23 protein-coding genes are annotated in these 21,867 nt (G+C 42.3%); 1 reads left to right on the top strand and 22 read right to left on the bottom strand.

Translation table 11 applies throughout. From position 1 onward, the window contains the following. Positions 1-50: 50 nt before the first annotated feature. The 4 genes from ACQKL5_RS15590 to ACQKL5_RS15575 all read right to left on the bottom strand — a co-directional run bounded on the left by ACQKL5_RS15590 (position 51) and on the right by ACQKL5_RS15575 (position 4,103). Complete coding sequence (locus ACQKL5_RS15590; RefSeq protein WP_427609799.1) at positions 51-887, bottom strand: flagellar hook-basal body protein; 837 nt, start codon at positions 885-887, stop codon at positions 51-53. 283 nt (positions 888-1,170) lie between these two features. Further along, the gene (locus tag ACQKL5_RS15585; protein WP_427609798.1) at positions 1,171-2,172 is read right to left on the bottom strand and encodes a rod shape-determining protein; all 1,002 of its coding nucleotides are present in this window, start codon (positions 2,170-2,172) and stop codon (positions 1,171-1,173) included. Between the two features lie 303 nt (positions 2,173-2,475). Beyond that, positions 2,476-2,748 carry a sporulation transcriptional regulator SpoIIID gene (gene spoIIID, locus ACQKL5_RS15580; protein ID WP_402962220.1) on the bottom strand — a complete coding sequence of 91 codons (273 nt, stop codon included), beginning with the start codon at positions 2,746-2,748 and terminating at the stop codon, positions 2,476-2,478. A gap of 455 nt (positions 2,749-3,203) precedes the next feature. Further along, a complete protein-coding gene (locus ACQKL5_RS15575) occupies positions 3,204-4,103 on the bottom strand; it encodes a peptidoglycan DD-metalloendopeptidase family protein (protein WP_427609797.1) in 900 nt (299 codons plus the stop codon). A gap of 151 nt (positions 4,104-4,254) precedes the next feature. Here ACQKL5_RS15575 and ACQKL5_RS15570 point away from each other — a divergent pair, with 151 nt between their 5' ends. Continuing rightward, a complete protein-coding gene (locus ACQKL5_RS15570; RefSeq protein WP_427609796.1) occupies positions 4,255-4,680 on the top strand; it encodes a VanZ family protein in 426 nt (141 codons plus the stop codon). Between the two features lie 21 nt (positions 4,681-4,701). Here ACQKL5_RS15570 and spoIID read toward each other — a convergent pair whose 3' ends face one another. The 18 genes from spoIID to ACQKL5_RS15480 form a co-directional block, all read right to left on the bottom strand. Continuing rightward, entirely contained in the window at positions 4,702-5,736 is a 1,035-nt protein-coding gene (gene spoIID / locus ACQKL5_RS15565; protein ID WP_427609795.1) for a stage II sporulation protein D, read from the bottom strand. 202 nt (positions 5,737-5,938) lie between these two features. Continuing rightward, on the bottom strand, positions 5,939-7,240 hold the full coding sequence (murA, locus tag ACQKL5_RS15560) for a UDP-N-acetylglucosamine 1-carboxyvinyltransferase (protein WP_427609794.1): 1,302 nt from the start codon (positions 7,238-7,240) through the stop codon (positions 5,939-5,941). Between the two features lie 32 nt (positions 7,241-7,272). After that, positions 7,273-8,022 carry a YwmB family TATA-box binding protein gene (locus ACQKL5_RS15555; protein WP_427609793.1) on the bottom strand — a complete coding sequence of 250 codons (750 nt, stop codon included), beginning with the start codon at positions 8,020-8,022 and terminating at the stop codon, positions 7,273-7,275. Positions 8,023-8,188: 166 nt separating this feature from the next. Beyond that, entirely contained in the window at positions 8,189-8,431 is a 243-nt protein-coding gene (locus ACQKL5_RS15550) for a DUF1146 family protein (protein WP_427609792.1), read from the bottom strand. 149 nt (positions 8,432-8,580) lie between these two features. After that, positions 8,581-10,107 (bottom strand): NADH-quinone oxidoreductase subunit NuoN, encoded by a 1,527-nt coding sequence (gene nuoN / locus ACQKL5_RS15545; RefSeq protein ID WP_427609791.1) that lies wholly within the window; start codon positions 10,105-10,107, stop codon positions 8,581-8,583. Between the two features lie 2 nt (positions 10,108-10,109). Then, a complete protein-coding gene (locus ACQKL5_RS15540) occupies positions 10,110-11,633 on the bottom strand; it encodes a complex I subunit 4 family protein (protein WP_427609790.1) in 1,524 nt (507 codons plus the stop codon). Continuing rightward, positions 11,630-13,501: an NADH-quinone oxidoreductase subunit L gene (gene nuoL, locus ACQKL5_RS15535; protein ID WP_427609789.1), complete on the bottom strand. Its 1,872-nt coding sequence runs from the start codon at positions 13,499-13,501 to the stop codon at positions 11,630-11,632. Before nuoL ends, ACQKL5_RS15540 begins: the two co-directional genes overlap by 4 nt. A gap of 43 nt (positions 13,502-13,544) precedes the next feature. Next, positions 13,545-13,859, bottom strand: coding sequence for an NADH-quinone oxidoreductase subunit NuoK (gene nuoK, locus ACQKL5_RS15530; RefSeq protein ID WP_427609788.1), 315 nt, complete (start codon positions 13,857-13,859; stop codon positions 13,545-13,547). Beyond that, the gene (locus tag ACQKL5_RS15525) at positions 13,856-14,380 is read right to left on the bottom strand and encodes an NADH-quinone oxidoreductase subunit J (RefSeq protein WP_427609787.1); all 525 of its coding nucleotides are present in this window, start codon (positions 14,378-14,380) and stop codon (positions 13,856-13,858) included. The genes nuoK and ACQKL5_RS15525 overlap by 4 nt, the downstream gene beginning before the upstream one ends. Then, entirely contained in the window at positions 14,377-14,796 is a 420-nt protein-coding gene (gene nuoI / locus ACQKL5_RS15520; RefSeq protein ID WP_427609786.1) for an NADH-quinone oxidoreductase subunit NuoI, read from the bottom strand. The genes ACQKL5_RS15525 and nuoI overlap by 4 nt, the downstream gene beginning before the upstream one ends. A gap of 34 nt (positions 14,797-14,830) precedes the next feature. Next, a complete protein-coding gene (gene nuoH / locus ACQKL5_RS15515) occupies positions 14,831-15,835 on the bottom strand; it encodes an NADH-quinone oxidoreductase subunit NuoH (RefSeq protein ID WP_427609898.1) in 1,005 nt (334 codons plus the stop codon). Between the two features lies 1 nt (position 15,836). After that, on the bottom strand, positions 15,837-16,937 hold the full coding sequence (locus ACQKL5_RS15510; RefSeq protein ID WP_427609785.1) for an NADH-quinone oxidoreductase subunit D: 1,101 nt from the start codon (positions 16,935-16,937) through the stop codon (positions 15,837-15,839). Positions 16,938-16,941: 4 nt separating this feature from the next. After that, positions 16,942-17,826 (bottom strand): NADH-quinone oxidoreductase subunit C, encoded by an 885-nt coding sequence (locus tag ACQKL5_RS15505; RefSeq protein WP_427609784.1) that lies wholly within the window; start codon positions 17,824-17,826, stop codon positions 16,942-16,944. Beyond that, positions 17,827-18,303, bottom strand: coding sequence for a NuoB/complex I 20 kDa subunit family protein (locus ACQKL5_RS15500; RefSeq protein WP_427609897.1), 477 nt, complete (start codon positions 18,301-18,303; stop codon positions 17,827-17,829). Positions 18,304-18,329: 26 nt separating this feature from the next. After that, positions 18,330-18,704, bottom strand: coding sequence for an NADH-quinone oxidoreductase subunit A (locus ACQKL5_RS15495; RefSeq protein ID WP_427609783.1), 375 nt, complete (start codon positions 18,702-18,704; stop codon positions 18,330-18,332). 366 nt (positions 18,705-19,070) lie between these two features. Beyond that, positions 19,071-19,472 carry a F0F1 ATP synthase subunit epsilon gene (locus ACQKL5_RS15490; protein WP_427609782.1) on the bottom strand — a complete coding sequence of 134 codons (402 nt, stop codon included), beginning with the start codon at positions 19,470-19,472 and terminating at the stop codon, positions 19,071-19,073. Positions 19,473-19,496: 24 nt separating this feature from the next. Further along, the gene (gene atpD, locus ACQKL5_RS15485; RefSeq protein ID WP_402962187.1) at positions 19,497-20,894 is read right to left on the bottom strand and encodes a F0F1 ATP synthase subunit beta; all 1,398 of its coding nucleotides are present in this window, start codon (positions 20,892-20,894) and stop codon (positions 19,497-19,499) included. Positions 20,895-20,981: 87 nt separating this feature from the next. After that, positions 20,982-21,842 (bottom strand): F0F1 ATP synthase subunit gamma, encoded by an 861-nt coding sequence (locus ACQKL5_RS15480; protein WP_427609781.1) that lies wholly within the window; start codon positions 21,840-21,842, stop codon positions 20,982-20,984. Positions 21,843-21,867: the final 25 nt, after the last annotated feature.

Below are 21,867 nucleotides of genomic sequence, written 5' to 3'. Positions count from 1 at the left end.
ATTCCCCTAACATTTCATATTTCCGAAGACTCCTTCTCCACATCAATGAATTAGAGCTTACCCACTTCATTAACCGCTTTGTCGAGACTCTTATCATAGGCTTGAAGGACTTTTTGATTCGCTTCAAAGGACCGGTATGCTGACATCATTTCCGTCATTGTCCTCGATTGATCAACATTCGACCCCTCAAGGAAGCCCTGTTTGGTTGAGAAGTCCAGCTCTTCAATAGCATATGCACTAGGCAAAGGATTTCCAACAGCTCGATATAGACCTTCGCCATCTTTCTCGAGCTGATTAGATGGATTGTCTGAATAACCAACGCCAATGCGGGCCGTTTGAATATTTCCTTCTAAGATAGCTCCTTTATCGGTCACCGTGAATCGATCACTATCAAGTTGGATCCGTTCATTATTCTCATCCAGTACATAATAGCCTTTAGGCGTCGTTAAATAGCCCTGTCCATCCAATGTAAAGCTGCCGTCCCTTGTGTAACGTAGTTGGCCGTCATTATCTTGAACGGTAAAAAGGACCGACCCTGTCTTCCCCGTTTCTTCATTGATGGGAAGATTTTCGTCTGCTAGGGCAATATCTGTATTAAGTTCCGTTTCTTCAAGTGTACCCTGCGCGAATAAAGGATTCGCTTCTTGTAGGTAAACACCTGTACTAAGACTGCCTACTTGGGACATCTTAGGCATACTTAACTTATTGTCAGTAGGCACTGTACTACTTTGCATATTACCAAGTAACAATTCCGGAAAAGAGCGCACGCTCGTTTGATCGGCCTTATACCCAGTTGTATTCGCATTGGATATATTATTTGTCAGCATTTCAGTCCGTCTTTGCTGTGTTAGCATTCCAGAAGCCGCTGTATAAAAACCTCTTAACATTTTTTTCACTCCTCATTCTACAAAAATATTCCGTTCATGTTCTTATATCTATCTTATCGGATATAAACGTCTATATTTAAGGGAAAAAGAAAATGCGTTGGAGCAGAAGAATTCATCTATTGTTTTAGGATAGGTCAGAGTTAAAGGAATAGTGTTAAATTTTCAAGATAAAAGAAGAGGGTCTATTGCTCATAAGTACTAGAACTGCACGGACTTTCACTATGCTTCTTTGTGTCTGAACCTTAGACCCTTATCTTATAATGCAGCTTTTGACGTCCGCTTTTTAATTGAATTTGTGTCGTGGTAATTTGTCCATATTATCTAGCATGATTCCTGTTCCAATAGCTACGCAATCCATTGGCTGTTCTGCAACTAGTACAGGGACTTTAAGTTCCTCTGCTAAAAGCAGATCGATTCCATGAAGTAAAGCTCCCCCACCTGTTAAAATGACGCCACGGTCAATGATATCGGCAGAAAGTTCTGGTGGTGTCCGTTCAAGCACAGCTTTCGCAGCTTGTACGATAACGGAAACTTGTTCCCTCAGCGCTTCCTCGATTTCTTCCGAATTAACGGAGATGGTCCTTGGTAATCCTGAAACCATATCACGTCCGCGTATATCAATTTCTTCGTTGCGTGAACCAGGGAAGACCGTTGCAACCTGCATTTTGATATTTTCCGCTGTACGTTCCCCAATTAGGAGCTTATACTTACGTTTAACGTAATTTAAGATTTCATTATCGAATTTGTCACCAGCCATTTTGATGGAAGAAGATGTGACGATATCACCCATTGAAAGAACCGCGATGTCCGTTGTTCCACCACCAATATCCACGACCATGTTACCGCTAGGTTGGAAAATATCCATGCCAGCGCCGATGGCAGCCACTTTAGGCTCTTCTTCAAGGAACACTTTCTTTCCACCGCTTTTTTCTGCAGCCTCTTTGATTGCTTTCTGTTCAACACTTGTAATGTTTGTTGGACAGCAAATCAAAATTCTTGGCTTAGAAAGAAAGCCTTTTACATTTAACTTATTTATAAAATGCTTAAGCATCATTTCCGTTACATCAAAGTCAGCAATGACACCATCTTTTAGAGGGCGAATTGCAACAATATTTCCAGGTGTCCGGCCTACCATTTTACGAGCCTCTTCACCGACAGCAAGAACTCGATTTGAATTCTTATCAATCGCTACTACCGAAGGCTCATTTAACACGATTCCTTTACCTTTGACATGTATTAGAACATTGGCTGTTCCAAGATCTATCCCAATATCTCTAGCAAACATTTCTTAAATCCTCCTTGAATATCCTCACATAAAACCTACTTCTGTCCTAATTGTTTATTTTACCATATCGCCTGTTCACAAAGTAGTATGAAATATAAATAAATTCAAAACCTCTACTGAAAATTTAATTAAACATAGATATATTAAGGATTTCCATATTAACAAAATTAATCCATTAAAAAATTCCGGGTTGGAGATTCTTAAGTGAGGATGAAAAAAGGAATCACAAATTCATGCAGTCCTTTGTCCATACCTCTGTTCTTTAGAATCCTTGCCAATGTCCGGAATCCTTTTTTGAATGATTTACTTAGCTATTTCTTCTTCTTGTTCAGTTCGTTTATATTTTAGCTTTGTCGCTTCTCCACCCCGAAGGTGACGAATGGATTTATGGTAATCCAATATATCCTTCACTTCGTTAGCCAATTCAGGATTAATTTCCGGAAGTCTCTCCGTTAAGTCTTTATGGACTGTACTTTTAGAGACACCGAATTCTTTAGCAATGACGCGGACCGTTTTTCTAGTTTCCACGATATACTTGCCTATCTTGATAGTTCTTTCTTTGATGTAATCGTGCACACCACTCGACCTCCCCAAATTGGATGTGAGAAGTGTGAAATGAGATTCGTATTTTTCGAATCGAATACCCCTGTCTTATAAACAATGAAAGATAGAATGATCAACTATTAGGTTTTTTGTAATAAACGATTCCTCACCTCAAACACTCTCTTTGCATGGTTTATAACATCTTATTAGCTTGGTTAAGAATATATGCCTAATGGGACAGGGCATTTCTCTTTATTTATCCTTTTCAACTTATCATCTTTCTAAAAACTAGATTATTTCCCAAGAAATTTGTCAGAATTTCAGTTATATTCTAGTAATTACCACTATTTCCTCGAAAATAATAAATGTTTCCCTTGTTTTTATTTATCACCAAAAGAGGGAGCCGTTCATGTAGAACGGCTCCCTCTTTACCAATTTTTCAGTTGTTGTACATCTTAACATGGTTTATGTTTTGCTTGTATTTTTTATTAATTTGTTTCTTTTAACGAATCCTCTATGGTGTCGCTTTTCTCAGTAGAATCTTCATCAGGAATGGCGCTTCCATCTTCTGTGCCTTTTTCTAACTCAGTGCCTGCTTCTGATTCGTCAACGGCTGGAGATTCCTCCGCACCTTTTTCAGAATCCTCGACGGCTGGAGATTCTACTTTTCCAGCTGAATCATTTGAGCTATTTTTTGTTTCTTCAGTTGCTGTTTGAATAGCAGATGCTTGCTTTTCAAAGAAATCAACTGGGTTCAATGCGATGTCATCTTTTCTGATTTCGAAATGAACGTGGACGCCTGCCTCTTCATTGATCTGGCTTTTGCCTGAAGTAGCGATAGCTTGTCCCTGTTTCACTTTGTCCCCAACGGCAACCTTGATGTCTTTAACAGATTGATAACGAGTGACCACACCATCTTCATGCTCAACTTCAATTAAATTGCCAAGAAGGGCGTCTTCTTGTACTTTCGTTACATTTCCACTCAATGATGCTTTTACATCGAAAGATTTTCCATTTTCCATGGCGATGTCGATCCCTTTGTTCTGCTCATATCTATTGTTGTAGAAAACTAGCGCGTCTTCTTGAGCCTTTTCATCTGCATTCACGTCATAGAATTGTTTTTTAATGACTGTTTTATCGGCATTGGCAACAGGCATCTTAACGGTTTCCTGATCACTATTGACTTCGACTGAAGGCTGATCATAGTTTTTTCCTGTTTCAGCTAGATCTTTTTTCTCGTCCTTAGCTGAATCATCAAAACTATTTTGTAATAAAAAGGCCGCGGCTAAGATTATGGCTGCACTTGCGATGTAGATTGCTGATAATGCCCAACGCTTTTTAAGTATACGTTGGATTTTGGAAGTTGGTCTTTTTTCTTCCTCTCTCATATTAATCACCTCAGCAACCATTCTGAACATTTTGTTAAGTTTATATACATCTTAAGTAAAAAATTTTAGATTTATTTTGTGAAAAAGAATCCGATTTTATTCGTAGAATGGTAAAATGTTTGATATCTCACTGTTGAAGGATGTTTAATTGATGAAAAAAACCCTTAAGATCTTAGTAACGATTCTACCTTTTCTATATATGATTGCCATCTGGATAATGTCGAGTAAACCTGATGATATCATTCTAGACCTTCCTTCCTCATCAGTTGACCGATTTATTAAAGAGGCCCTCCATTTAGTTGAATTTGCGATTCTGTATATATTATTCGTTTCTGCACTAGCCATAAATCAAAAGCTGAAACCTGGATTTAGTTTGGCAGCCGCTATCATAGCCGGTCTTTACGGTATCGTAGATGAATATCACCAGTCATTTATCCCCTACCGCTCTGCATCCTTGATTGATGTGGCTAAAGACATCATTGGCGTCCTCGCTGTCTATTTTCATGTGCAGTACCATTATTTCAAACACACACGTGGCTTTTTGACCCTTATAGAAAAATTCGGCGAAAAAAAATGAGAGATGGGGAATTCCCTTCTCTCATTTTTTTGCTGTCAATGTATTGATCCACTTGCTAGATGACTGTACTTTAACACCTTTGTAATAGTACTTTACGATATCTTCATAGTTTTTCCCTTCACGAGCCATCCCGTTAGCACCGTACTGGCTCATTCCGACGCCATGACCGTAACCCTTTGTCGTAATGACGATTTGGTTTCCCTGCCGCTCCCAGTCAAAATCGGACGAATTCAATGCTAATTTTTCCCGGATTTGTTTTCCCGTCAATTTCTTTCCTCCAATATCAACCATCCCCACACGATTGCCCGACGTCCTTTGAACGACTGTGCCTATCGTGGTTCCTGACGACAAACTTACGCCTAGCTTTCTCTCAAAGTCACCGGCATTAACGACCATTTTATTATAAAATTTTGGTGATTCTTTATCCCATGGACTGGACACGCTTTTCAAATAGGGGAACTCAGCCTGCCAATACTCTTCGGAATTCTCTGTGTATCCGTTACTTGTGGAAAAGAAGGTAGCTGTAATTGGATTACCATTATAGGTTAGGATCTGGCCTTCTGTTTCCTTTATGGCTTTGTCTATTTTCTTCATCTTCCATTTATAATCAGAGCCCCACTGCTTCTTCAGCTCATTATCATTTTTATATACTTGATGCATTACTGTATCACCTACATCAGCTCCTTCTGGCAATCCCTGGCGATTATTGCTGATTAACTGATTCACAATGTAGGTCCTTGCCGTCAACGCTTGCGCTTTTAATGCCTCCTCCTCAAAATCCGCAGGCATTTCTGCTGCCACTACACCAGATAGATATGACTCAAGTGGGAGCTTTTGAATCTTTTTCGTAGCTGATCTGTAGACAGCCACATCAATCGAACTCATTTCATTTGCGGTCACTTCTTTTCCTTCTTCCTTCTCTTTTTTCTCTACATGTTCAGCTAACTTTCCACTTGTTGCATCATTGGAAAACGGAAGCACAAGCACTGCTGGAATCATGATTATGACGAATGCTACGGCTATGGATAGTACAATCACAGGTTTCATTGCTTTCAAATTCCTGGGCCTCCCTACACTTGTTCTCTGCTGTACGCACTTTGAGCCAGCAGGTTTCTCTACAAGATAAATGTATGTCGAAGGACAAGCTTTTATGAATAGAAAAGTGGCAGGAAGGTAGGTCAACCCCTCTTTTCCCAGGGTACACAAAAAAACCCATCCGGGCTTCAATGACTGAAACCGAATGGGTTTATACGTAATCTTATGCGTTCAAATCAGCTATCGTTTTTGTTTCTGCTGGGACCTCTTCATTGATACGTTCCACATCAGCACCTAAAGATGCTAATTTACCGTGGAAATTCACGTATCCTCTGTCAAGATGCTTCAATTCTGTAACACGGGTAACGCCCTCTGCAACCAATCCAGTCAGGATAAGCGCAGCAGCAGCCCGCAAATCTGTGGCAGATACTTCTGCACCTTGAAGATTAGTTGGCCCGTTGACAATAACAGAACGACCTTCTATTTTAACGTTAGCATTCATACGACGGAATTCTTCAACATGCATGAAACGGTTCTCGAAGACTGTTTCCGTAATCATACTTGTTCCTTCAGCACGCAATAACAATGCCATCATTTGTGATTGCATATCAGTAGGGAAACCAGGATGCGGCATTGTTTTAATATCAATGGCCTTCAAGGTTTTTGGACCGATTACACGCAATCCATCTTGTTCTTCGATAATTGTAATACCCATCTCTTCCATTTTCGCAATTAGGGAAGTTAGATGCTCAGGAACCGCACCTTGAACAAGTACGTTACCACCAGTAAGTGCGGCAGCCGTCATGAATGTTCCAGCCTCGATGCGGTCAGGTATAATTGAATGTTCAGCGCCATATAATTTATGGACACCTTCAATTTTCATCGTACCCGTACCAGCGCCTTTAACTTTGGCACCCATTTTATTAAGGAAGTTAGCTAAATCCACGATTTCAGGCTCTTTCGCCACGTTTTCTAGTATTGTCGTACCTTCAGCAAGTGTCGCTGCCATCATAATGTTCTCTGTGGCTCCTACACTTGGGAAATCAAGGTATACTCTTGCTCCCTTAAGTCTGCCTTCTACTTCAGCATCAATGAAACCATTACCGACCTTCACTTTTGCTCCCATCGCTTCAAAGCCTTTTAAATGCTGATCGATAGGACGGGAACCAATGGCGCAGCCACCCGGTAAAGCCACACGGGCCCGGCCATTCCTTGCTAATAATGACCCCATTACTAAAACGGAAGCTCTCATTTTGCGTACATACTCAAATGGTGCTTCGTCTAATAACTCTCTTGATGCATCTACAGTTACTTGATTATCTTGAAAGGCAACATCAGTGTTTAAGTTGCGCAATACTTCGTTGATTGTATATACATCGGAGAGCGTAGGAACGTCTTTAATGATACTTTTCCCATCACTTGCTAATAATGTTGCAGCGATTACTGGCAAAACGGCGTTTTTAGCACCTTCTACTTTTACTGTTCCGCTAAGCCTGTTTCCGCCGCGAACGATGATTTTTTCCAAAAGTATTCCCCTCCGCGTCCATTTTCTCTATATTAATATTCAAACGTTATGATTGGTGTGCCAACTACAAAGTTCGTCCGGTCACCCAATCCTTCTGTCCGTAGCCCAAACTGCAAATTTAATTTTTCTTTAGTCAAAGGTTGTTTAAACAAAGTTGAATGTGCAGATATAGATGTAAAGTTTGTTTCATGCACACTCTCAATTTCCCTCGCTTGGAATTTATCTAATAGGCCTTCGGTTTTAGAGTTTAAAATCGAATCCATATTATCATTGATAGACCCAGAAATACAAGAAAAAATTGAAGGAGTTCCCCTAAATATGTCATTCACTCTGTTTTGGTACGTGCCGGTAAAGTAGGCTGGATAGCCTTCTCTCCATTCCTGTCCCTTTACTTCGTAAATAACATAGGTAACTTTATCAGATTCTTCCTCGGTTGTCATTAATTTAATAGACTCCGTCAGACCCGAATCGACATGGTAAAAGAACGCCTCAGCCTTCATGGCAGATGCGCCATCTTCCCGGTACCAACTAAATTGAGGATATTTTTGTTTTAAAGCGACCACTTCTCTCTCAAACTCTTGTTTATTCGTGATCTCTTCATTTATCTCTCGTGCATACACAGACCAATTTCCTATGTTTACCGCATTATCTTGTTGCAGCAGTTCCACCAATTTGACTACATCGGCTTTACCCTTTGCCGCAATTGTACTATTCCCAATTAAAACCACCGTCAAACCAAGAATTACTATGTATGATAACATTTTTTTATTCACTACAAACATGTTAAATCCCTCCCCTTTTAAGCATTATTTCCATAAAAGGGGAGTTCATACTTCGCATTTCCCGACAATAGGTGATGCTTTCTTCTAATGCTATAAAAATCAGTAGAATAATGGCGAATACAAGAGTAGAATCATATTTTGCTATAAATAAAACCTTATAGCTTTTTTAATCCTCACTAAACATATAAGGAAGTTGGTTAGCAAATCCAAGGTAATCAAGGAAGAAGTTGCTCACAACAGAACCAATCGCCACCGTTAATAAAATATATAATACCCTGGCCTTAAGGACCGAATTGGATCTTAATATCTTATCGAAATGTATGGCCTGCAGAGCCCACCATGTAACTGCAATGAAAAATAAGTGGGAAACTATACCCAGCAAGGCCTGCTGTCCCATTGTTGAAAACATGTACATACCTCCTAAAAGACACCCGTCTTCCATTCTATCACAGATCCCCTTGAAATTTGGAATTTAAAAGGAAAAACCGCAAAAAATATTTCAGAATTGAAAGACAGAGACTGAATCCTTTGGAACCAGCCTCTGATAAAGGCATTATATCATTCACTTGAAATAAAGTCTTTAAAATCACCAAAATGGTTATGCAGGAAGTCAAAGGCAAGGTTAGGGGCAAATCCAAAGAGGATTGTGCCGCCTATACAGACCATTATAACGATGAATAAACCTGGACGCACCTTTATCAACTTGTCTATATGGGGCGGGCGGAAAAAGACCTGGACCAGTAAGCCAAAATAATAGACATAAGATACGACCGTCCCCGCTATCATGATCCCGGCCAGTACATAATGTCCCGGTTCCGTAATGAAAGCACCGAGAAAGATATTCAGTTTCCCTATAAATCCTGCCGTTCCAGGAATGCCTGTCAATGAGAGAATACACACAGTAAAGGCCATGGCCAGATATGGCGATCTTTTTCCTAGACCTGCAAGGATACCGATATCCTCTGAACCACTTTGACTCGAGAGCAATTGAATGATTGCAAAAGCACCCAAGTTCATCAGTAAGTAGGCAAGTAAGTAAAACCAGACTGTATCCATCAAGAAATACCCACCACCCAATGTGGTCACAGCTACAAGGAGATACCCCGCATGAGCGATGCTCGAATAAGCGAATAATCGTTTTAAATTTTGTTGCCTTAACGCAACCACGTTACCTAGTATGATCGTCACCCCTGATACAAAAGCGACATATCCATTATTTTTCTCAAAAAAGTCGAGTGCCCCGATAGCATCCCCGGGTGCAGTTAGGAACAATGAAAGAAAAATGCGCAGGAGGATGACAAATCCCGCTGTTTTCGATATGACACTTAAAAAGGCCGTAACTGGTGTAGGCGCACCCTCGTAAACATCCGGTGCCCACATATGAAAGGGAGCTGCGGCAATTTTAAAGGCTAAACCGATGAAAACCATGAGGAAAGCAATTCCCGTAATGTATAGGAGCTGGCCATCTGTCATGCCTGCCATCGTTCGACTCATTTCCCCCAAATTCACCGACCCGGTCACACCATATAAATAACTCATGCCAAACAGAGTGATGGCGGTGGAGATCCCCCCGTTTATTACATATTTCATGGCCGATTCATTGGACTTCCGATTTTGTTTCCGTATGCCCACTAATATATAGGAAGAAAGTGAGAGTAACTCTAGGCCAATAAACAACGTTATCAAATCTCCACTTGATGTCATGATCATCGCACCTAGCAACGCCGCAAGGAATAGATAATAAAATTCCCCGCGATGTTCCTTTAAGCCTTCCTTGGGCTCATAGCTTTCTGCAAGCAGGATGATAAGCCCCGCTCCGAGCAATAAAATTAGCTTAAACGCTTTTGCAAATGAATCTAAACGAAACGTATCAGATAAAATGCTTACCGTTTCGAAAGACAACAAACTAATCAGAGAAAAAAAGGCTAGTATGATTCCCGTCACAGCAAGCCAGGCAAGCTTTCTCCGATTAAAATGCTTCGGCCAGAATATATCCAATATGGAAAGTGCCATCGCCGTTCCAAGGATGATGAACTCCGGCATCATCGCTCCCCAATCATATGAAAGCATCGTATTCCAATCCATCTTCATCGCCCCCCTACGGCTAGCATGATTGCATCTATCGTTCCTTGAAGAGGCCTGCCGATTAGATTAGGATATACACCGATGGCTATTATTAGGCCGATAAGCACTGCCGTCGGTACAAATTCCGCACCCTTAAGATCATATTTCTCATTCCCTATCAAACTATGATCCTTGCCAAACGTCATCATCAGTACGGCTCTCAGTATATAGACAGCCGTTAAAATGAGGCCGATGGCGCCAATTGCGGCGAGGACAGGCTGACTCTTAAATAAGCCAAGAAAGACCATGAATTCACTGATGAAACCAGACATGCCTGGCAAACCAAGAGAGGCCATCCCACCCACTAGCAGCAGTCCGGAAAAACGCGGCATCGGCTTGGCCAGCCCGCCAAGCTTCGTAAGCACCGTTGTACCTGTGCGCTCATATAAAACAGCAACCAAGAAGAACAGCAAAGCAGCAATCAAACCATGTGAGACCACTTGAAAAATGGCCCCCTGCAGACCCGCTTCATTCAAGGCGCCAAGCCCCATCATCACAATCCCCATATGTGAAACTGAAGAATAGGCTAAGACAAGCTTGAAATCTGTCTGCACTAAAGCTAAGAAGGCACCATACAACAAGCTGATGACCCCAAAGAGAACAAGGATGTAGGCAAGGCTTTGATATTGTTCTGGAAATATTCCCATTCCGAAGCGGATGATTCCATAAGCACCAATTTTCAAAAGGATTCCTGCATGAATCATGACGATTGATGGTGGTGCCTCGGCATGAACCCGCACCATCCAGGTATGGAAAGGAAACATGGGCAACTTAATGGCAAAAGCAATAAGAAGGGCCACGCATAGTCCATACTTCATCGCACCGGAAATGGGTGCAAAAAGAGAAACACCACCCATTGTCATCATCTGTGTTAGTGCCGCAATATTCGTCGTCCCTGTCCGGGCAAACAAAATCAGAATCACCACCAATAAAATGGCCGATCCTATTCCGTTATAGATCAAAAATTGGTATGAAGCTTTTTCTTTCTCGAAATAACCCCACTTTCCTATCAAGAAGAATGTTGGTATCAACGTCATTTCAAAAAAGATAAAAAACAAAATCAGGTTCTCCGCTGTAAAAACGCCGAGCATACCAATCTCTAAAAGTAAGAATAATAGGTAATAACCCTTCCAATCCCGTTTTATATAAAATGACGCCAAGGCCGCCAATGAGGAGATAATCGTCGTCAATAAGAGAAAGACAAGGGCTAAGCCATCCAGACCCAATTCAAAGTTAACCGCGAATAAATTGGGGTCGTACATCGATAGATTCCCAAATCGAATCCAATTCACCTTGATGTCAAAAGACGAAAGAGCCATTCCTGAATGATACTGAGCAAATAAAAATATCGTCAATATCAGGGGTGGCAGTGTACCAAAGAAACCGAACTGCTTAATGGTCCTTTCCTCTGTTCTAGGCATGATGGCCACCATGAAGATACCAAGCAACGGGGAGAACACTAATAGCGTAAGCAAGTATACGTTCATCTCAAATACCCCCCAGTGAAGGCAAAGATGACCATCAGGACCGCAAGTCCCAGAAAGGCAATCACGCCATACTGCTGTACCTGTCCCGTTTGAAGCTTAGCCCCGATTTTTCCTAAACCTTCTATTGAGCTAGCCACCGTGGACACCAATCCCCCGACAATGAACTTTTCCATATAAGATAGGAACAAGCTAAAACCTCTTGTAAGATAACCTACGGTAAAATAGTACATTTCATCTATGAAGTACTTATTATCCAAAACTCTATATATGATGGAATCCTCTCCTATAAGCCAGTTGCGTGATAGCGTCTTTTTTGCGTAGATGAGATAAGCTAGGAAAATACCAGCTAGTGAAACGGCCACCGCCAGCAACATGATCCATATCGGCCCCTCATGGTAACCGGCACCAAGCAGCCATTCGTTTCCGTCGATGAGCCAATTTCCTAGGAAGGAACCGAACCACGGAGTTTGTATATATCCGCTGACTATGGCAAGCACCGCAAGGACCACCATCGGAAGCAACATGTAGCGAGAAGACTCTTGAAGTGGATCGACAGGTCCTCTCGACTCTCCTGCGAAAATTAAGAAAAACAAGCGGAACATATAGAATGCCGTTAAAAAGGAGGTTATCAAGGCGAGTGTGAATAGAAAATAGCTCCCATGCCCCCAGGCGGCCAGCAAGATTTCATCCTTACTGAAAAATCCAGACAAAAGGGGAAATCCCGATATCGAGAGTGTTCCAATTAAGAATAACGGACCTGTCACCTTTAACTTCCTCCATACCCCTCCCATTTTTTCGACATCCTGTGTATGTAAAGCATGAATGACACTACCCGCTGCCAAAAACAGTAAAGCTTTAAAGAAAGCATGTGTCATTAAGTGAAACACTCCGGCAACATACCCTGCCGTACCCAATGCTAGCATCATAAAGCCCAGCTGGCTGATTGTGGAATAGGCCAGCACCCGCTTCACATCTTTTTGGACGAGGGCGATGCTTGCAGCGAAGATGGCTGTAAGTCCCCCTATTACTGCGACAACCTGCATCGCTGCCGTGCTTGCAAGAAACAATGGAAACATCGTCGCTACCAGGTAAACGCCTGCAGCTACCATAGTAGCAGCATGAATCAAGGCTGACACCGGGGTTGGCCCTTCCATCGCGTCAGGTAGCCACGTGTGAAGTGGGAACTGTCCGGATTTCCCGACTGCCCCGATAAAAATTAGAATGGCAATCAGGGTCAATCTCCCACTTGAAATGCCACCAGTTTGAACGACCGAGAAAATATCCCCATATTCGAAACTTCCAGTTTCCCAGAATAACAGAATGATTCCAATTAGAAGCCCCACATCGCCAATTCGGGTCATGATAAATGCCTTTTTCGCAGCGAGCTTCGCTTCCTGTTTGTAAAAATAAAAACCGATTAATAGAAACGACCCGACTCCTACAAGCTCCCAGAAGAAATAAAGCTGCAATAAATTCGGTGCCATGACAAGCCCAAGCATGGCAAAGGTAAAGAAACCAAGGTAAGCATAAAAAGTGGAAAAGCGATCTTCCCCTTTCATGTATCCTACGGAATAAATCTGAACGAGCAGGCTTACTAGAGAAACGATCACAAGCATTAAGGCATTAAGTTGGTTGATCTCAAAACCTGCCGTAAGCTGCAACCCACCAACAGAAAGCCAATCCAACGTCATCTTATAAGTAGGCTCCTGCAGCCGTTCTACCAAAACGAACACAGATAAAATGAACGATGTGAGTGTCAACAATATTCCAATATAGGCGCCTTTTTCCCGCCACCGTCTACCGTATAAAAGCAGTATCACAAACGAGACGAGTGGAAAGATCGGTATGACCCAAGCATTCTCCATCATCGTATCAAATCCCCTTCTTCATACATTTGATTTGTATGAGCAATCAATGATTCATCGTATCCATTTCATCAACATTGACCGTTTTTCGATTTCGGTAAAGCGCCATTAAAATGGCTAGCCCAACAGCCGCTTCGGCTGCAGCGATCGTAATCGTAAATAATGAAAACACTTGACCCGTGATAGACGGAGTCACTCCGAATTTACTGAAGGCCACCAGGTTGACGTTTGCAGCATTAAGCATCAGCTCTATCGATATTAAAACAATAACCGTATTTCTTTTCGTCATGGCTCCATATAGTCCTATACAAAATAAAACGAGTGCCAAGACGAGATAAGCAGACAAGGGGACACTTGTCATAATTGCCCTTCCTCCTCTTCATCATCTTCTTTTTTTGCTAACACGATGGAACCGACTAATGCGACGAGTAAAAGCACGGACAACACTTCAAATGGAATCACATATTTCGAAAACAGCTCGATACCGATTTGTTTCGTATTTTCCTCATGTAGATTCGTTGGCTGAACAGGTATATCCAGGTTGTAAATGCCTAGGTAGACCACTAAAGCAAAGCCAGCAATCCCTATGATCAAAAAGAACTTCCGCCAACCGTCTTTAGCCGGTTTTTCCGTTTCATGATGACGGGTCAGCATGATTCCAAATAGCATTACAATCGTAATCGCCCCGGAATAGATAAGGATTTGTACGACAGCCACAAATTCCGCCGACAAAAGCAAGTAAATGCCGGCAATGCTGAGGAATGTAAAGACCAGCGCAATCATCATGTGCACCACTCTCGTTAACGTAATCAGCAGCAACCCACCTATTATTGCGACGGTTGCTAAGCCGATAAAAGCAAGTAATTCACCAGACAAACTCATACTTTATTCACCTTCCGGATATTTTCATCGTTTTCATCCAACCACTCCAAATTTTTAAATAGCTGGTCGCGACTGTATTCGGCCAGTTCAAATTCGTTCGTCATCACGATTGCTTCAGTCGGGCAAACCTCCGTACATAAATCACAAAGAATGCATATTTCAAAATTGATGTCATACGTATCGATTATTTTTCCTTTTTTCGTTGTGTCCGGATGTTTTTTTCCTGTTAACTGTATACAATCCGTCGGGCAAATCGACACGCACTGATTACAAACAATACATTTTTCAGGATAGAATTTTTGAATTCCCCGAAATCTATCAGGGAGTGGCAGCGGCTCATTCGGATAGTCATACGTCACCTTTTTCCTGGTCAAGTTCTTCAGTGTATACGTTAGACCTTTTGCTAACCCCAGCATATCGATCCCCCGCTTTCTGAAATCTGGAACGCTTTTATAGATTAAATAACTCTTTAAAAAGTGCTGTCAAAAAAATATTGGCTAACGCTACTGGCAGCAAGACCTTCCAACCGAATTCCATCAATTGGTCGACCCTTATCCTTGGAAACGTGACACGGATCCAAACCAAGACGTAAAAGACAAGACTAAACTTCAAGCCGAACCAAATAGCTCCTGTAATAAAATCCAGAAACGGAATAGAATTCCATCCTCCTAAAAATAATACAGTGGTTAGTGTAGCCATTGCAAACATATAGACATATTCCGATAGCATAAAGAAGGCCCAGCGGAATCCAGAGTACTCGACATGATAGCCAGAAACGAGCTCTGATTCTGCTTCCGGAAGGTCAAAAGGGACCCTGTTCAACTCAGCCACGGAAGCGATAAAGAACACGATGAAAGCAAGGGGCTGAACAAAAATGAACCAAACTTTATCCTGCGCGGCAACGATTTCATTCAGGTTTAAGCTTCCTGACAAGAGGACGATGCCCACTAATGACATGACGAGCGGGATTTCGTAGGAAATCATTTGTGCCGCCGCTCGCATCCCGCCAATCAAGGAATACTTATTGTTGGAAGCCCATCCAGCGGTGACGATGCCTATCGTCGTTATGCCCGATACTGCCACATAATAAAGAAGGCCGACACCGATATCCGCAAATTGAAAAGCATCGGTGAAAGGCAAGGTGGCCAAGACCATAAAGGCCGGAGCGAAGGCAATTACGGGGGCTAATATATACAGCGGTTTATCCGCCTTTTTCGGTATCGTATCTTCCTTAATCAAAAGCTTCAACACATCGGCGACTGTCTGTAAAAGCCCCCATTTACCCCCAATTTGGTTCGGGCCGATCCTCATCTGCATGAAGCCCATGATTTTCCGTTCCGAAAGAATACCATAGGTGACAAACCCTAGAACGACGAATAAGAGCAGAACCGCCAAGCCAAAAAAGATACCGAAATTGAGAAGGCCAGGAGCTGATTGAAGCAGATTATGGATCATTTTATCCATCCACCTCCCCTAATACGATATCGATCGCTCCTAATATCGTTATCAAATTCGCCATATTTTCTCCTTTGAGCAACTTTGGCAGGATTTGCAGATTATAAAAGGACGGTCGCCGAAATTTCAAGCGGTATGGCTCCTTTTTCCCTTCACTAGCAATATAGCAGCCTATTTCACCTCGTGGGGATTCAATCCGGACGAAGGCCTCACCTTTTGGCACCTTGATGATCTTCGGAACCTTGGCAAGAATCGGTCCCCCTGCAGGAAATTGCTCCACGGCCTGTTCTAGAATTTTCAATGACTCTTCTATTTCCTCCATCCTACAGTGATAGCGGGAAAAGGCATCGCCTTCTCCACGGGTGGGAACATCGAATTGGAACCGGTTATAAATGGAATAAGGCTCATCTTTTCTTAAATCAAACTTCACGCCCGTACACCTTAAGTTAGCTCCGCTCAACGAATAGGCAAGTGCTTCATCCTTTGAGTAAACACCCACACCCTTGACCCGGTTCACAAAAATCTCATTTCCTGTAACAAGCTCGTGGTACCCAGCTAGTTGCTCCCTCATATAGGGTATAAACTCTGCCACTTTTTCAATCCAATCCTCCGGCGCATCCCACTTCACGCCTCCTACCCTCATATAATTGAACGTGAGCCGTGCCCCTGACAATTCAGTCAATAAGTTGATGATCATTTCCCGTTCACGAAAGGCATATAAAAAAGGACTGGTCGCTCCAATATCAAGTAAATATGTCCCCCACCAAACAAGGTGGCTCGCCACACGGCCCAACTCCATCGCGATAACCCGCAAATACTCCGCACGGTCAGGTACCTCCACTCCCATCATCGTTTCAACGGCATGACAAAGGACATAGTTGTTAGTCATCGCCGCTAAGTAGTCCAGACGATCGGTGTAGGGGATAATCTGCGTATATTGCAGATTTTCAGCAAGCTTTTCCGTTCCACGATGCAGGTACCCGATGACCGGGGTCGCTTCTTTAATGATTTCACCGTCGATTTTGATGACAAGCCGGAACACGCCATGTGTACTCGGATGTTGCGGTCCGACATTAAGTAACATCTCTTCCGTCCGTAACATTGAGCTACACCTCCACATCATAGGGCTGATAATCTTTACGAAGCGGATACCCTATCCATTCCTCCCCGAGTAAAATCCTTTTTAAATCAGGATGTCCCTGAAATTGAATACCAAGTAAATCGTAAGCCTCGCACTCCGGCCAATTTGCGCCCGGCCATAACGGCACTAATGAAGGAATAGAAGGTGAATCCCTATCAACCTTCACCTTCAAGGCAACTGAATGGTTTGTCTGAAAGGAATACAGGTGAACATAAATTTCCATATGCGTCTCAAAGTCCGTACCATGCAACTCTGATAAGAATTGAAAGCTTAACGTTTTATCGTGCCGTAAAAAATCTGCAATATGAAAATATGTATCTGGTTTAGCAACCAAGGTGGGAATATCTTTTGAAAGGGTATTAATATAGTAATCGACTAGGGCATCTTCTCCCAAATGCCGTTCAATGGCCTGAATAAGTTGATCGAGGATAGGTTGGTTGGGTGACGGCTCCTTTGGAGTGGCATCTTCTGGACTCTCTTTTACACTGTTCCTTGCTTTCGCTTTTGCTACAGCAATGGCTTTGGCCTTCTCCTTCTCAGAATCTACTTCTTTATTTGTTGCTCCGTTCTTTTTGGCTAGTGCAGCAGCCTTTGCCTTCGCCGCAGCAGCTGCCTTTTGCTTTGCTTTATCTAGTTCATCTCCTGTTTCCACTCCATCCTCTTTTGCCTGCTTTCGTGCCAGTGCCGCTGCTTTCGCTTTTGCTGCCGCGGCTGCCTTTTGCTTCGCTATATCCAGGTCTCCTTCTGCTTCCTCCCCATTCTCTTTTGCCTGCTTTCGCGCCAGTGCCGCTGCTTTCGCTTTTGCTGCGGCCTCCTTTTTCTGCTGAGCTAGGTCTTTCTCATCGCTCATTTATATCACCCGCTTTCCAGTTTTAGCTTCATACCTGATTTTCTCTTTCAATTTGTTAATACCGTATATAAGGGCAGCGGGATTCGGTGGACATCCCGGGATATAGACATCAACTGGTACAATCTGATCTACCCCTTTGACGACCGAGTAGGAATGGACATATGGACCTCCGGCCGTTGCACAAGATCCCATCGCTATAACCCATTTAGGTTCAGGCATCTGGTCGTATAATCGCCTTAATATAGGGGCCATTTTCTTCGTTACCGTACCCGAAACGATCATGACATCCGATTGTCTCGGTGAAGTACGGAAAAAGGAACCGAATCGATCCAGGTCATAATGGGAGGATCCCACCCCCATCATTTCGATGGCACAACATGCGAGACCGAATGTCATGGGCCATAATGAATTGCTTCTAGCCCATGCCTTTACTTGCTCAAGCGTGGATAAAAAGACACTATGACGCATTTCTTCCATCTCTTCGCGAGTAAGATTATCTAATTTCAATTCCACTTTAACACCTTCTTTTTCCAAGCGTATATTAGGCCTAACAATAAGATAAGGACAAAAAATAGCATCTCAATAAGAGCAAATAAACCCAATTCATCATATGCAACCGCCCAAGGATAAAGAAAGACGGTTTCCACATCAAAGATAACGAACATCAAACCAAATAAATAATACCGGACATTGAACTGAACCCTCGAGTCCTGAAAAGGGCTAATTCCACTTTCGTAGGTCGTATATTTCATCTCATTCGGCTTATGAGGTCTAAGGAGCTTGCCGAGAAATAGCGCCACTACTGGCAGTAAGATTCCCAAGCTAAGGAATACAAAAACAATCAAATAATTATTCTGATAAATATGCAACTCTTCCATGTCCCATCTCCCTTTACAAGGAATCATGTTAAAAAGGTACATTCACAATTTGCTTGTCTTCATTTTTGGGTAGCAAAACCCCTTTAAAAAAAGTATGCGGAGCAACCCTTATTTAGAAGTAAGCTGCCATTTGAAATCCATAGGCAATAAAATGTAAGCGTATACATTATAACATCCAAAAAATGGAGTGTCATCGCATAAAGGGCTCATACGCTAAATACTTTCCCCTCTTAATCGATATTATTTTATACTCGTCAACATGTAACTACAAAATGTGACAAAACTACTTTTCGGGTGATACTTAAAAAAAGAAAAAGCACCTCGCTTTCCATTGTGTGGAGAGCGAGGTGCTTTTTCTTTAAAAGTTTATCGCATTTCTGCAATTTGAATCCGATTTACAGCTCGCTTAAGAGCTAAACTAGCTCTTTTCGAGTCATAAGATCCATCATTATTCTGCAATCTTTGTTCTGCACGTGTTTTTGCTGCTTGAGCACGTGCAAGATCGATAGTTTCAGCTCTTTCAGCAGATTGAGCTAAAATGGTTACCACATCAGGGCGAACTTCTAAGAAGCCACCATTTACAGCTACATAGTCTGTGTTGTTTCCATTTTTAAGACGAACAGCACCGATTGTAAGGGGAGCTACGGTTGGAACGTGTCCAGCCATAATTCCTAGCTCACCACTTTTAGCTTTCGTGCTTACCATTTCAACTTCTGCTTCATATACTGGGCCATCGGGAGTAACAACATTGACTTTAATGGTCTTCATTTCATTACCTCCTAGTTCCCTTAATTAAGCCATTTCTTTTGCTTTAGCAATAACTTCTTCGATACGGCCAACTAAACGGAAAGCATCTTCAGGAAGCTCGTCATATTTTCCAGCTAGGATATCTTTGAATCCTTGAACTGTTTCTTTTACTGGTACGTAAGAACCTTTTTGACCAGTAAATTGTTCAGCCACGTGGAAGTTTTGTGACAAGAAGTTTTGGATTCTACGAGCACGAGCAACGATTACTTTCTCGTCTTCGCTTAATTCATCCATACCCAAGATTGCGATGATATCTTGAAGTTCTTTATACTTCTGTAAAGTTGATTGTACTTGACGAGCAACATTATAGTGCTCTGCTCCAACGATCTCAGGGCTAAGCGCACGAGAAGAAGAAGCCAATGGATCAACCGCAGGGTAGATACCCATTTCAGAAAGTTTACGTTCAAGGTTAGTTGTTGCATCTAAGTGAGCGAAAGTTGTAGCTGGAGCCGGATCCGTATAGTCATCGGCAGGTACATAAATTGCTTGAATAGATGTAACAGAACCTTTATTAGTTGAAGTGATACGCTCTTGTAATTGACCCATTTCTGTAGCAAGAGTTGGTTGGTAACCAACCGCTGAAGGCATACGTCCTAGAAGGGCAGAAACCTCAGAACCTGCTTGAGTGAAACGGAAGATGTTATCGATGAAGAAAAGAACGTCTTGTCCTTGTTCGTCACGGAAATATTCAGCCATTGTCAATCCACTTAGAGCTACACGCATACGTGCACCTGGTGGCTCGTTCATTTGTCCGAATACCATTGCTGTTTTCTTAATAACACCAGAATCAGTCATCTCGTAGAAAAGGTCATTACCTTCACGAGTACGCTCACCTACACCAGCGAATACCGAGATACCGCCGTGTTCTTGTGCGATGTTATTGATAAGTTCTTGGATAAGTACAGTTTTACCAACACCGGCACCACCGAAGAGACCGATTTTACCACCTTTGATGTAAGGTGCAAGTAAATCTACTACTTTGATACCAGTTTCAAGGATTTCAACTTGTGTAGAAAGTTCCTCAAAAGTTGGTGCTTGTCTGTGAATTGGATCACGACGTACATCCGCTGTAAGTGGATCAAATAGATCGATGTTTTCCCCTAAAACGTTGAAAACGCGACCTAAAGTAACATCACCAACAGGAACGGAAATCGGTGCTCCTGTATCAAGTGCTTCTGCACCACGAGTTAAACCATCCGTGGAAGACATTGCAACAGTACGAACTGTATTATCACCTAGTTGAAGGGCTACTTCAAGAGTTAGTCCTGTACCAGACGCTTTATTTTCGATTCTTAACGCGTTATAGATCTTAGGAAGTTGTCCGTCTTCGAATTTCACGTCAACAACCGGACCCATAACTTGAGTAACGCGTCCTATATTCATCGTTTTCCCTCCTTACGTTGCTTATAACGACTATCAAATTTATGGAACGGCCAAGCATCGTCCGCTGGACCGCCCCCATAATTACATCTATTCTAAAGCAGCTGCGCCACCGACAATTTCCGTGATTTCTTGAGTAATTGCGGCTTGACGTGCACGGTTATATTGCAATGATAGTGAATCGATCAATTCTTTCGCATTGTCGGTTGCATTCTTCATTGCTGTCATACGTGCAGAGTGCTCACTTGCTTTACCATCTAACAATGCACCATAAATTAAACTTTCAGCGTACTGAGGTAATAATACCTCAAGAATTTCTTCCGCATTCGGTTCAAATTCATAAGATGTCAATTGAGCATTAGAAGTATCAAAGTCAGATAACGGAAGGACTTGCTTTTCCGTTACATCCTGTTGGATCGGGCTGACATAATGGTTGTAGTACATATAAAGCTCATCACACAGTTCGTTTAGATATAAATCCACTGTTGATTTAGCAAGTGTGTTAATGTCAGCGAAAGAAGGCTGATCAGGAACACCAATTACTTCAAGCTCTACGTGCATACCACGGCTGACAAAGAAATCACGGCCAACCCTTCCGATTGCGATAATGACAAACTCATCATTGGATTTATGGCGTTCAAGAATTGTTTTATGAACTTGGCGAAGGACGCTACTGTTGTATGCCCCTGCCAAACCGCGGTCTGATGTGATTACCAGGTAACCGGTTTTCTTCACTGGACGCTTGGAAAGCATTGGATGAGATGCATCCGTACTTCCGTTCGCAATACTAGATACTACTTCTTGAATTTTTTCCATATATGGAACATATGCTTTAGCATTAGCTTCTGCACGGTTCATTTTTGAAGCGGATACCATTTGCATCGCTTTTGTAATTTGACTCGTCTTTTTCGTTGAAGTTATCCGAGACTTTATATCGCGTAAAGAGGCCATTCATTCTCACCACCCTTTAAAAATT

This window comes from Peribacillus sp. NPDC097675, from assembly GCF_050277655.1.
In the GTDB taxonomy this organism is placed as follows: domain Bacteria; phylum Bacillota; class Bacilli; order Bacillales; family DSM-1321; genus Peribacillus.
The sequence above is the reverse complement of the archived record's forward strand: the minus strand, read 5'-3'. Positions and strand labels throughout refer to the sequence as shown.

Coding starts and splice junctions, on each gene's coding strand:
- ACQKL5_RS15505 (WP_427609784.1), bottom strand. CDS start 17,826: ATGAGCGATGAGAAAGACCTAGCTCAGCAGAAAAAGGAGGCCGCAGCA.
- nuoN (WP_427609791.1), bottom strand. CDS start 10,107: ATGGATTGGAATACGATGCTTTCATATGATTGGGGAGCGATGATGCCG.
- nuoI (WP_427609786.1), bottom strand. CDS start 14,796: ATGCTGGGGTTAGCAAAAGGTCTAACGTATACACTGAAGAACTTGACC.
- ACQKL5_RS15575 (WP_427609797.1), bottom strand. CDS start 4,103: ATGAGAGAGGAAGAAAAAAGACCAACTTCCAAAATCCAACGTATACTT.
- atpD (WP_402962187.1), bottom strand. CDS start 20,894: ATGAATATAGGACGCGTTACTCAAGTTATGGGTCCGGTTGTTGACGTG.
- ACQKL5_RS15510 (WP_427609785.1), bottom strand. CDS start 16,937: ATGTTACGGACGGAAGAGATGTTACTTAATGTCGGACCGCAACATCCG.
- ACQKL5_RS15525 (WP_427609787.1), bottom strand. CDS start 14,380: ATGAGTTTGTCTGGTGAATTACTTGCTTTTATCGGCTTAGCAACCGTC.
- nuoL (WP_427609789.1), bottom strand. CDS start 13,501: ATGATGGAGAATGCTTGGGTCATACCGATCTTTCCACTCGTCTCGTTT.
- ACQKL5_RS15590 (WP_427609799.1), bottom strand. CDS start 887: ATGTTAAGAGGTTTTTATACAGCGGCTTCTGGAATGCTAACACAGCAA.
- nuoH (WP_427609898.1), bottom strand. CDS start 15,835: ATGATCCATAATCTGCTTCAATCAGCTCCTGGCCTTCTCAATTTCGGT.
- ACQKL5_RS15480 (WP_427609781.1), bottom strand. CDS start 21,842: ATGGCCTCTTTACGCGATATAAAGTCTCGGATAACTTCAACGAAAAAG.
- ACQKL5_RS15570 (WP_427609796.1), top strand. CDS start 4,255: ATGAAAAAAACCCTTAAGATCTTAGTAACGATTCTACCTTTTCTATAT.
- ACQKL5_RS15495 (WP_427609783.1), bottom strand. CDS start 18,704: ATGGAAGAGTTGCATATTTATCAGAATAATTATTTGATTGTTTTTGTA.
- ACQKL5_RS15500 (WP_427609897.1), bottom strand. CDS start 18,303: ATGGAAGAAATGCGTCATAGTGTCTTTTTATCCACGCTTGAGCAAGTA.
- ACQKL5_RS15585 (WP_427609798.1), bottom strand. CDS start 2,172: ATGTTTGCTAGAGATATTGGGATAGATCTTGGAACAGCCAATGTTCTA.
- ACQKL5_RS15490 (WP_427609782.1), bottom strand. CDS start 19,472: ATGAAGACCATTAAAGTCAATGTTGTTACTCCCGATGGCCCAGTATAT.
- ACQKL5_RS15555 (WP_427609793.1), bottom strand. CDS start 8,022: ATGTTTGTAGTGAATAAAAAAATGTTATCATACATAGTAATTCTTGGT.
- ACQKL5_RS15550 (WP_427609792.1), bottom strand. CDS start 8,431: ATGTTTTCAACAATGGGACAGCAGGCCTTGCTGGGTATAGTTTCCCAC.
- ACQKL5_RS15540 (WP_427609790.1), bottom strand. CDS start 11,633: ATGAACGTATACTTGCTTACGCTATTAGTGTTCTCCCCGTTGCTTGGT.
- nuoK (WP_427609788.1), bottom strand. CDS start 13,859: ATGACAAGTGTCCCCTTGTCTGCTTATCTCGTCTTGGCACTCGTTTTA.